This is a genomic window from Moorena sp. SIO3E8 (assembly GCF_010692445.1).
GTDB lineage: Bacteria > Cyanobacteriota > Cyanobacteriia > Cyanobacteriales > Coleofasciculaceae > Moorena > Moorena bouillonii.
In genome coordinates, this window is the sequence record NZ_JAAHHM010000176.1 from 1 (window position 1) to 11291 (window position 11291).

The window sequence follows — 11291 nt, forward strand, 5'->3', positions numbered from 1 at the left end:
TAATACCATAAAGTTCCTGAGTCAGGCTGTGTCCTTAGCAGTCAGGCAGCGTTCTCACGAATTGTCTCTGATTCCGCTTTTGAAGTGAGTGGGGTGACTTTGTCAATCTCTACACCTGAATGCTTACCTTCTGTTCTTGCACTTGCTCCTAGCGATGCTCAGGTTAACAAGGCTAAATCGGAGCTGTTGGCTGCCTTTGAAATATTAGTTTTAATAGGCAAAGCCTTTACACAAGCCCAATCTAAACGGCAGCAGATTGGCCGAGAAATTTACAATCAGCAACGTCAACAAAATCTGATCAACGATCAAATCGAGCGTCTGGAAAGTCTTAATACTGACCTGCACCCAGAAGACATTGAAGATTTGGAAAAATCAAAAATTGACCTGATCGGATTGACGGGTAGCCTGAGCTTGGTACGTTCTCAGACCTTGGCTCTCTTTTCTAAAGCTTTCACTGAGAAAGACCAGGTTTTGCGATATACCTATCTACAGTCTCCGACACCTATCTCTTCTTTCGACACGTTGGGAATTACAAATGCGTTGATGAAGCAAGAAGGAAAAAGTATTAGTGCAGAAGAAGCTTTGCGTCAAACCCAACCTTCGCGTACTATACCGATCGAAATTCCGGTTGAAATTCCAACTAGTGATTTGGTTAATGGTGGGGTTTGTCAGTTTCAATTGTCATCAGACCGCGGTGAATTTTCCCAGTATGTAAATTTGAGGATTTACTCAGTAGTTGCCAAGATAGAGGGTGTAAAATCGACGGATAGCGGTGAATATCTACTAAAATTGGCTTATCAAGGGAGGCCTTTCTATGACAGAGGGCTAGAGTACGAATCCCTGACCTTCAACACGCTGCACCGGGAACGCACCTATGAATACAAAGTAGAAGGCAATGAGCCTCAATTTACAGATGAAGGTGACAGTTGGTCTAACAATGTGAATCCAATTACGCCATTTTCCACCTGGGAAATCTCTCTTCCTAAGAAACCAACTAACGCTGGGTTAAAATTTACAGGACTAATCGCAAAAGTTACCCTGACTTTTGTTGTTGATGTGCGTATTAACGATAGCTTGGCTAGTGAGTTTTCGCCGGTTTTCCGTGCTTTGGCAATGGAATCGAGACCATCTGCTGATCAGCTTGTTAGCAAAATGTCCGGCAAGTCGATTCTCAAGGGGTGGGATGTTGTATTTAATATGAGTGTAGACCAGATTAATCGGGTATTGGAATTGCAGTACGAGGAATTGAAGGAAAATACAGACTATGGTGTAAAAATTAACACTGATGATGAAGCGGAATTTATACCGACGGCTACTGAACCAGACTTTATTGAGATTTGGGTGTCTATTAAAAAATATTTTGATGTTGAATATGGTTACCCCAAATTGGCTTTCTTGGCAGGTTCAGAAGATAAAACCAAGCTGGAAATGTTAATGAGTGGTACTCTACACCAGATACAGCGCAAGGAAAGTTCTAACCCAGATGATCAGTCCAGACTACAAGAGGAAGCTGACTACTATCATGTAGAACTTAAGGAAGGTACTAACGATGATGGTCAACATATCTGGTATTTTGAGCGTTCTTTAGACCCAGTTGATATAGGAGATCAAGCTACTCTGACAGCTTTGATTGAGATTAGTCAGGTTCAAGGGCTAGTAGAAGGTGACGGTGATATCCTCAGCGTGGTTCTGGATATGGCTAAGGGAATCTTCGAGGCTAAGGATATGGAGCTAGATGGTATAGATTGGGATGACGAGGACCAGGTAAGCTTTAGTAATGCTGTGCAAGCTTATTTCGTGAATAATCCAGTTAAGTTCACTATCAATTCCCTTGACCTAACCGACATTGCGACCTTGAAGGATCTAAAACCCAACGAGTTTAAATTCAAAGCCGTAAAAGAAAAGGAAATATTGCAATTGTATATACAAACAAATGACAGAAAGGTCAATGAATTAGAGACATCCCTTCTTCTTAGTGAGCATCCGATACCAGAAGGCTCAGAATGCAGTCTCATGATTAACAGTCGCATTTTCTTTGGCAGCGTACTGCCACAAAGTCTGGTGACGAGCAGCGGATGGAAACTTAAAGGGGACGATCCTCAAGATATTGACTCTGCGTGGTCTGCAACATTTACCCAGGTTAGTGTAGAGGGAAATGTTGATTTGAGCGATCTAAATCATTCAGCTCCAAGTGCAAATCCTGACCAAACAATATATGTAAGGTACTATCCTACTGATGGTAATCCAGTCAAATGGAGTTTAGAGGGAATGGCAATTAATCCCCAAGCAAATGGCCAAATTAAATTGGTTTACGATGATACTCAAAGCTTTTTGTATACAGAACATACGGAGATTACAACTTGTCTGTTTAGTTGTCATACTGATAAATTTGATAGTGAATTGAGTACAAATATTGAGTTGGATATTCAATCTGATATACCAGTTGAAATTGTTGGTTCGGATAGGGAACAAGAAATTAAGATTGAGATGACTGACGAGATCGTTACTGTTTCTGCACGTACAGAAGGTGGTGGTCCTTGTGGCTGTGATGATTTGGATGCGGAAGTGAATCGACGATTAAAAGATGAACTGCCTCGACAGATTACATCTAACTTAAGTGGTATGAAGTTTAATAGTGTATCTGTTTTTGCGTTGAAGAATCTTTTGTTCCCTTCTGAAAACTACATTAATTTAGAAAAAGTCTATGTGCCAGGTGATCTACTCATCCTGGGTAATTTTCTAATAGAGGAGTCCTAGTTCTAGGTACTGTCAATAGGGAGCAGGTCGGGAGCAGGTCAATTTTGTAAGAACACTTGAACTACAAACCCTTGAACTATAATGTTATCTGGGCGTCAGTAGCAGTTATCAGTCATTTTAGTACATTTGTTCGGCGAATTTGACATGCTCCCGTTCTATCTGGAGTTTAGACTATGACAAAATAGCCCAGTCTTCTTTTTGGGCTGAGAGTTTAGTCATAAGTTCAGAGTAACTGAGGTTTCCCTTGACTGCGATTGCCTACCGCACCAGCTTCCGCTGATCGCTAATCGTGGCCAACGCGAGCACCTTACCAGAAATGCGTACGCTAAAAAAGAGGCGTTGCTGAATAATAGAATGGTTAAGCAAAAGGCGTTGCTGAATAATAGAATGGTTAAGCAAAAATTGAAATTTTATTAAAGTTTAAATAATAAATAATAAGCCTGATTGATAACTTCAACATCTCTTCAGATTTAGACTAACACAGAGTTCGTCGATGTAGCCTAGCCAAATAGTGTCTCAATTTCGTATTTTCACTCTCTATGTCTTGATGCAGCGCGGTCATATAATTTTTTTTTGTGAAATGGTCAATGTCATCAATAAATATTTGATAAACAACATATTTATCAGTGACATACCAAAAGCTATGCCAGCCTTTTACGATTTTCCAAAGCTTTTTAAAGGTGCGCTTTCCGTAGGCGAATTAGATTCGCCACGGGTCGCACCTAAAAGTTTCAGCACTACGGTCACCAATTATAAAGTTTAAAATCCCGGGATACTTCTTGTCAGCTGCCGTCCACACCCAAATTTTGTTTTTTTTTACAAAGGTGCGTTTTCCGTAGGCGAATTAGATTCGCCACGGGTCGCACCTAAAGGTTTGTAGCTCATCTATTTGAGTTATTTCAGGAATTTCTGAGCGTGAAACATACATCTTCTAAGCGTGAACTAATTTTTTTTACCCAACCTATTATGGTGGTATGGGTAACACCAGTCACTCTTTCTATTCCTCTAAAACCCATGCCATTGTCTTGATGCAGTCGCTTATGGGGGAAACCCTCAAGACCGCGCTGCATCGCTTAGATACATTTTTATGCAGAGCAATTTAGTTTTTTCATCATAGGCGTTGTTGAATTAAGGAATGAATGCGCGATCATCCCCCTGTTACCATCATCCTACTGGGCAAATTGCTAAGATTTGCGCGATCATATCAGTGTTTTCGGTGTGAGTAGTTAACTATCTAACCAATGCCCAAACTGACTTGGAGCTTGCCCCATGTAACTCCAGCTGCGATCGCTGCAGCCTTTCTACTAACTCCCAATGGTCTAGCCAATGAATCTCAACCAAAGTCTACAACAGCCCAGGAATTATCCGTAGCAGTAGAGTTACTTCCCCCCATCTCTGTGGGAGTGATGGAGCAGGTGACACCTGTTGAGCAGTTGTTCCCAGGATCACCAATAACGGAATTACCAACAACTACACAAGAGTTTGAGAATGAACTAACTCCCCATATCGAACCCAATATCGAACAGACAAATGACCCGATGGCTCAGGTGACATCAGTATCCCAGTTATCGGATGTGCAGCCCACAGATTGGGCATTCCAAGCCTTACAATCTATCGTAGAGCGGTATGGTTGCATGGCAGGATATCCTGACAGTAGCTATCGTGGCAATCGTCCCCTCAACCGTTATGAATTTGCTGCTGCTCTCAATACCTGTTTCGATCAGCTCAGTAAGGTGATTGCTGCTCCCGATTTGGCATCGTCCTACTTTAAAGAGGATCTAGAAGCAATCAAGGGTTTGCAAGGAGAGTTTACCCTCGAACTAGCTCGACTCCGTGGTAACCTCGATGCTGTCACCGCTCGTACTGCTGAAGTAGAAATTACTGAGTTTTCCACCACGACTAAGCTCAATGGCGAAGTAGACTTTATCCTAATTGACTACTTCAGTGATAACAAAGCTGCCCCTTGTTGCAGTGACCCAACTCAAGACGATAGTCTCACCACTACATTCACAGGTCTTGCCTTATTATCCTTTGATACCAGTTTCACCGGTAAAGACCTGTTACGCACTAGAATCGATACCTCCGATGTGCCTGAATTTAATAACCCCCTTGATGGCACAGACATGACCCTCTATGACTTTGAGACAGATACTGACCAGGAGTTTGTCATAACCGAACTATATTACCGATTCCCGATTAGCGATCGCATTCAAGCTCATATTGCAGCAGCCGGTCTGTCAGCCGATGAGATTACAGACCCCCTCAATCCCGTCTCAGCCCTCTCCCGTTTTGGAGTACATAACCCCCTTTATCGCCTAGCTGAAGGTGGTGGCGCTGCTATTCGTTATCAATTTAATGACTCAATTAGAATCAGTGTAGCTTATTTAGGTAGTGCCGCTAGTATCTCTAATCCCACCGAAGGTAATGGGTTATTTAATGGTCAATTTGGTGCTTTCACTCAGCTAACCTTAACACCAAATCAGCGTTTAGGGATTGGATTGAATTATGTCCATTACTATTCTCCTGAACCCAACTCAGGGATTGATGTCACTGGCAGTACTGGCAGTCAATTTTCCCAAGCACCCTTTGGTGATCAAACCGCTACCTCTGCTAATGGGTTTGGCTTACAAGGGAGATATCGACTTAGTCCTGGTTTTGCCCTTGGGGGTTGGCTCAGTTATATCAATGCCAACGCTGAATCCTCTCCTCGCCAAAGTGGTTTGGATGGCTCAAAGGGGGCTAAAGCTGATATCTGGACTTGGGCGATAACCATGGCATTTCCCGATTTAGGCAAAGAAGGCAATGAATTAGGTTTCGTGTTTGGAATGCCCCCTAGACTAGCTGAAAATGATATTAACAGTCGTCAAGATTTGGATGTATCTTACCACTTAGAAACCTTTTATCGCTACCAAATTAATGACAATATCTCCATCACTCCCGGTCTATTTGTAATTATATCTCCAGAACACAACAGTAAAAATAATAGTATCGTAGTGCCAATGGTTAAAACTAAATTTATTTTTTGATTTGTTGGTTGATTTGCTAATATAGCAATCATAAATACAGCGTTTTTAATAACTATAAGGTACACAGGATTTTTTCCCGATTCCCGATTCCCTGTTGCCGATTCCCTGTTGCCGATTCCCGATTCCCTGTTGCCGATTCCCGATTCCCGATTCCCTACTCCCTACTCCCTACTCCCTACTCCCTACTCCCTACTCCCTAAATACGTTCACGGCAAAGCACATTAAGCATGATCAGACTCAGGCTGTGTACTATATATAGAGGAAGATTCAAAAACAGGCTGCGTGGAAATTACATTTTTAGGAACTAGCTCCGGAGTCCCAACGCGATCGCGCAATGTGTCCAGTGTAGCGCTGCGTTTACCTCAGCGTGCAGAAGTCTGGCTGTTTGACTGTGGCGAAGGTACTCAGCATCAACTTTTGCGGAGTGACCTGAAAACCAGCCAGATCAGACGAATGTTCATTACCCACCTCCATGGCGACCATATTTTTGGTATCCCAGGTCTGTTGGCAAGCTGTGGCTTAGCGGGAAACATCGACAGGGTTGATATTTATGGACCACCGGGTTTAGATAGTTATCTCCAAGCTTGCCTAAAATACTCTCGCACCCATTTGGCATTCCCCTTTAAGGTTCACACGATCAAACCTGGTTTACTCTACGAAGACCAGGAATTTACCGTTAGCTGTCTACCCCTGGAGCATCGTGTGCCAGCCTTTGGCTACCGAGTGTGTGAAAAAGACCGACCGGGCAGGTTTAATGTGGAAAAAGCGATCGCATTAGGAATTCCCTCTGGTCCCCTTTACGGTAAACTCAAACGGGGAGAAACGATTACCCTACCTAATGGGCGTGAGATTAAGGGCATTGAATTGTGTGGAGCACCCGAAACTGGTCGTAAAGTAGTTTATTGCACCGATACTATCTTCTGTGAGCAGGCTATGGAACTGGCAAAGGATGGGGATGTTTTGATTCACGAAGCCACTTTTGCCCATCAAGACGCTCAGATGGCTATTGAGCGCTTACATTCTACGTCTACCATGGCAGCTCAAGTTGCCCTTGGTGCAGGGGTCAAACAGCTAATTATGACCCATTTCAGTCCTCGTTATGCTCCAGGAAACCCCCTGAGGTTAGATGATTTGCTTCAAGAAGCACGGGCAATTTTCCCAAATACCATCTTAGCCTATGATTTCTTCACCTATGAGGTGCCTAGACGACGTTCAGAAGAAAAACAAGTGGTTTGTTGAATCTTGAGTGTTGAGTTGAATCTTGAGTGTTGAGTTGAATCTTGAGTGTTGAGTTGAATCTTGAGTGTTGATTGTTAACCTTCTAACTTTCAACCTTGGCCTTTCGGCCACGCTACGCGAACAACCTTGGCCTTTGGCCACGCTACGCGAACAACCTCCTAACTTTCAACCTCCTAACCTCCTAACCTTCATACCTTCAATTACATTCCTCCACCTGAGAAACACGTCGGATATTTAACACATCGCTCATGTGTTGGATTTTGGCAAAGCTGCGGTTGAGTTGTTGGTGATCGAGAATATCAATGCACAGGTCAATTAGAGCTGGTTTGCCATACTGAGTTTTGACTTGAGCTTTACGGACATTAATGTTTTGGTCACTTAAGCGAGACAGAATGTCTTTGAAGACACCAACCCGGTCAATGACTTCAATTTGCACATTCACCGGGTAGGTTTGGGGACGCCCATCATCGATATCAGTGGGATTCCAGCTGACCGGTACTAGTCTTTCTCCTAAAACATTTTCCACATTCACACATCCTTGGCGATGAATGGAAATACCCTTAGTGCGAGTGACCACCCCAATGATAGATTCTCCTGGTAAGGGGTTACAACATGCAGCAAGGCGATACAGTAATCCTTCTACACCAGCAATAGGATGTTTCTTACTAGGAAGTTGGGATTGGGGATGAATAGGGGTAGAGCTAGAATACTCTTGGATAACTTCACTTTCTCCTGGCTCATTGTCTAAACCAGCGTGTAGTTCTTCCCGTAGTCGTTTCACTACAAAGTTGAGCGTCACTGCACCGTGACCCAAACCAGCCAGTAAATCCTCTACTTTGTGGTAGTTACAGCGCTCCGCCACAATTTGCATTGGTGCTGATTTGAGCAAGGCTTCAAATCCTTTTTTCCCAAGTTCCTTCTCTAAGAGTTCCCGACCCCGAGCCACATTTTCTTCCCGATGCGATCGCTTAAACCATTGCCGAATACGATTTCTGGCACTGGCTGTTACCACAAAGTTGAGCCAATCTAGACTAGGGTGAGCGTTTTTGGTGGTGATAATTTCTACAATATCCCCATTCTTTAGAGGACAATCGAGTACCCGCCACTCACCATTAACTCGTACACCAGCACAATGGTTTCCCACCTCGGTATGAATCCGATAGGCGAAGTCTACGGCGGTTGCTCCCCGACTCAAAGCGACTACGTCACCATCTGGTGTAAATACATAGACATCTTCATCAAATAAGTTATCTTTGATGTTTTCCATGTATTCCTGAGCATCTTTCAGGTCTTTCTGCCATTCCAATAACTGCCGCAGCCAAGTCAGCTTTTCATCATCAGCCGTGAATTTGGTAGTATTAGAGCCACCGGTTTCCTTATACTTCCAGTGAGCAGCAATACCCCATTCCGCCACATGGTGCATTTCCAGGGTGCGAATTTGGACTTCGATCGGGCGACCATTAAACCCAATCACTCCGGTATGGAGGGATTGATAGCGATTGGGTTTGGGTAAACCAATATAATCTTTAAACCGACCTGGAATTGGTCTGAACAGATCATGAACAACGGCTAAGGCTCGGTAGCATTCCTCTTTGCTTTCCACAATCACCCGCATGGCAGCAATATCATAGATTTCATGAAACCCCTTGTTCTGGCGCTGCATTTTCTGATATATTCCATAAAGGTGCTTGGGGCGACTACTAATATCAACGCAATGAACACCGGTTTTATGAATCCGCTCTCGCAAAAGTTCTGAGACTTCCTTCAGGCGCTGTTCCCGGTCTGAGCGTCTTTCTGATACCAATGACTGAATTTCCCGATAAGCATTTGTTTCGAGATACTTAAAGGCTAAATCTTCTAGTTCCCACTTAAAGCGACCAATTCCTAACCGATTGGCTAGGGGGGCAAAGATATCTCGGGTTTCTTGGGCAATCTGAACCTGTTTTTCTGGCTTCAAGTATTCCAAGGTCCGCATATTATGTAATCGATCTGCCAGTTTGACAACGATTACCCTGATATCTGCTGCCATGGCGAGGAACATCCGGCGGAAGTTCTCCGCTTGACGCTCAGTTTTACTGGAGAAGTTGAATTTAGATAGTTTGGTTACCCCTTCTACTAAATTTCGTACCTCCACTCCGAACCGGGATTCTATTTCTTCTGGAGTAATTTCCGTATCTTCAACTACATCATGCAGGAATCCAGCCGCTATCATAGTAGAGTTGCCGCCCAAATCCCTTAATAGATCAGCCACTGCAATCGGATGGGCAATGTAAGGCTCTCCAGATTTGCGGTACTGACCTTCATGGAGTTGGTAAGCAAATTTAAATGCCTCAGCGATTAACAAAGTATGATCACCGACTGGTTCCTCTGCCGCTGATGAAGCGGCTTTTAAGCAATATTGCAGCCAGTCAGGAATCTCAACGTTAAAATTCAGAATAGAGTAGGTGGCGATCGCGTCCATAATTATTTGCCCCTCAGAGAAAAAATAGATACCGGAGTCTAGCAAAACCGAAGTCTAGCAAAATGAGTGCTGACTCAGAAGAGTGGCAAGCCTATCCATGCAGCCAAACCCTTCTGAGTAAGCAATCACTGTAAGTAAAGCTTCCTCTCACCCTCCTTTTTCGTCAAGCCAGAATGCTGTCCGGATCCTCAAGTTTAAAGAGATGGAAGCTTGCTTCAATATTTAAGAGGCAGAGCCAAATTGTTGGTTTGGTAACTACCCTGTCTTTAAAAAGAAAAAATTCTTTACATTTATAATTTTACGCTAACTGGGCTCACAATGTTATTTCAATCACATAATCAAGCATTACGGGAATTCCAACAAGCCCTAGAACAAATGTACTACCAGGTTGACCCTGATGATGTGGCCCGATCAGCAATTCAGGAGCAGTTTCAAGCACTAAAGCAGCTGTTCACCAGTCAGATCGCTAGTATTAGTGTCGAAGACATACCTCTGGATTATGTCTCTCGATGGCAGTCCCTAAAAACCGAAATTCACAAACAGATCCGATTATTGGAAAATGACCTGATGCTTCTGCAGGCATCCCGAACTCCTGAGAAAGCCAAATTAAGGCAGAAGGGAGTATGCGATCGCATTGGGACCCTGATTCAGTACTGCCAAGGGTGGCTGCAACAATCTCAGGAACAACCATAATACGGGTGCATCTGATATTTGTAAATCTATAACTATCCCTCTTCTGTCACTCTCCGAGAAGTAAAATAAGAGAATAAACAGATTGGGTAGCTCAAAAGTAGATAGGGCAATGGATGTAGAGTTACAGATTCTCAAACATAGTGCCAGAGATGCACAACCAACAGTTTCGGTTATTGATCAATATTGTGAGGCTTATAAAGACCTGTTTTCAGAAGTAAGAAGTTATGAATGTTTAAAATATTTACATTTAGGAATAATCTCACCGATAAAGAGAAAGTCGCTACCAGAAATAGCTAAGGTAGTAGGTATAAAATCGGCTCAGTCACTCCATCATTTTCTAGCCAATTATCCTTGGTCAGCGACTGAATTAAAATCCCGAAGATTAAGTCGGATGCTCAAAGCATTAAACTCCGAAAAAATCACGGTAATAATTGATGAAACCGGGGATAGAAAGAAAGGAAAAAAAACGGACTATGTAGCACGGCAATATCTAGGAAGTATCGGAAAAGTAGATAATGGGATAGTGTCAGTTAATGCTCAGGTCGTGTATCAAAATCTAACATTTCCATTGGTAGGCAAAATCTTCAAACCAAGAGGAACATTAAAATGGGAAGATAAGTACAAAACTAAAATAGAGTTAGCCTCATAAATCCTAGAAGAATTAGTAGAAGAAGGATTAAATATAGAACGAGTATTAGCGGATAGTCTCTATGGTGAAAGTAGCCAGTTTATTAGAACATTAGAGAAAAATAAATTGTCTTATGTAGTAGCAATTAGGAGTAATCATGGAGTCTGGATGCCAAGTTCACAGAGGGTTAGAGCGAATAAGTGGTGTAAATTTACCATAACATTTAGTAATCAAAAATCAGAAACTAGATACATTAGAGAAATAGTATATGGAAAAAAGAGAGCCATAACTTACTGGGAAATAACCACAGACCCAAAAACTATGCCAGAGAATGGAACATCTTTTGTGATGACTAATTTGGTAAGCATTCAGGTGTAGAGATTGACAAAGTCACCCCACTCACTTCAAAAGCGGAATCAGAGACAATTCGTGAGAACGCTGCCTGACTGCTAAGGACACAGCCTGACTCAGGAACTTTATGGTATTA

General features: G+C 42.8%; 8 protein-coding genes and 1 pseudogene. 6 read left to right on the plus strand and 3 right to left on the minus strand.

Annotation, left to right across the window (positions count from 1 at the left end):
- Positions 1 to 99 precede the first annotated feature (99 nt).
- Positions 100 to 2757: a hypothetical protein gene (locus tag F6K46_RS34895; RefSeq protein WP_293066866.1), complete on the plus strand. Its 2658-nt coding sequence runs from the start codon at positions 100 to 102 to the stop codon at positions 2755 to 2757.
- 475 nt (positions 2758 to 3232) lie between these two features.
- On the opposite strand, the gene F6K46_RS40430 is transcribed toward F6K46_RS34895, so the two are convergent.
- Both F6K46_RS40430 and F6K46_RS34905 read right to left on the minus strand, forming a co-directional pair.
- A complete protein-coding gene (locus F6K46_RS40430; RefSeq protein ID WP_366510852.1) occupies positions 3233 to 3418 on the minus strand; it encodes a hypothetical protein in 186 nt (61 codons plus the stop codon).
- A gap of 238 nt (positions 3419 to 3656) precedes the next feature.
- Positions 3657 to 3827, minus strand: a complete 171-nt coding sequence (locus F6K46_RS34905; RefSeq protein WP_293066872.1) for a hypothetical protein — start codon at positions 3825 to 3827, stop codon at positions 3657 to 3659.
- 171 nt (positions 3828 to 3998) lie between these two features.
- Between F6K46_RS34905 and F6K46_RS34910 the strand changes: the two genes are divergently transcribed.
- The 3 genes from F6K46_RS34910 to F6K46_RS34920 all read left to right on the plus strand — a co-directional run bounded on the left by F6K46_RS34910 (position 3999) and on the right by F6K46_RS34920 (position 7022).
- On the plus strand, positions 3999 to 5783 hold the full coding sequence (locus F6K46_RS34910) for an iron uptake porin (RefSeq protein ID WP_293066874.1): 1785 nt from the start codon (positions 3999 to 4001) through the stop codon (positions 5781 to 5783).
- A 94-nt stretch (positions 5784 to 5877) separates the two neighbouring features.
- Positions 5878 to 6042 carry a hypothetical protein gene (locus F6K46_RS34915; RefSeq protein WP_293066877.1) on the plus strand — a complete coding sequence of 55 codons (165 nt, stop codon included), beginning with the start codon at positions 5878 to 5880 and terminating at the stop codon, positions 6040 to 6042.
- Between the two features lie 23 nt (positions 6043 to 6065).
- Positions 6066 to 7022, plus strand: coding sequence for a ribonuclease Z (locus F6K46_RS34920; RefSeq protein WP_293066879.1), 957 nt, complete (start codon positions 6066 to 6068; stop codon positions 7020 to 7022).
- Between the two features lie 196 nt (positions 7023 to 7218).
- On the opposite strand, the gene F6K46_RS34925 is transcribed toward F6K46_RS34920, so the two are convergent.
- Positions 7219 to 9483: a bifunctional (p)ppGpp synthetase/guanosine-3',5'-bis(diphosphate) 3'-pyrophosphohydrolase gene (locus F6K46_RS34925; RefSeq protein ID WP_293066880.1), complete on the minus strand. Its 2265-nt coding sequence runs from the start codon at positions 9481 to 9483 to the stop codon at positions 7219 to 7221.
- A 318-nt stretch (positions 9484 to 9801) separates the two neighbouring features.
- Here F6K46_RS34925 and patD point away from each other — a divergent pair, with 318 nt between their 5' ends.
- On the plus strand, positions 9802 to 10176 hold the full coding sequence (gene patD / locus F6K46_RS34930; protein ID WP_075905275.1) for a heterocyst frequency control protein PatD: 375 nt from the start codon (positions 9802 to 9804) through the stop codon (positions 10174 to 10176).
- Positions 10177 to 10285: 109 nt separating this feature from the next.
- Positions 10286 to 11164: pseudogene (locus F6K46_RS34935) on the plus strand (IS701 family transposase); the annotation flags it as partial.
- Positions 11165 to 11291: the final 127 nt, after the last annotated feature.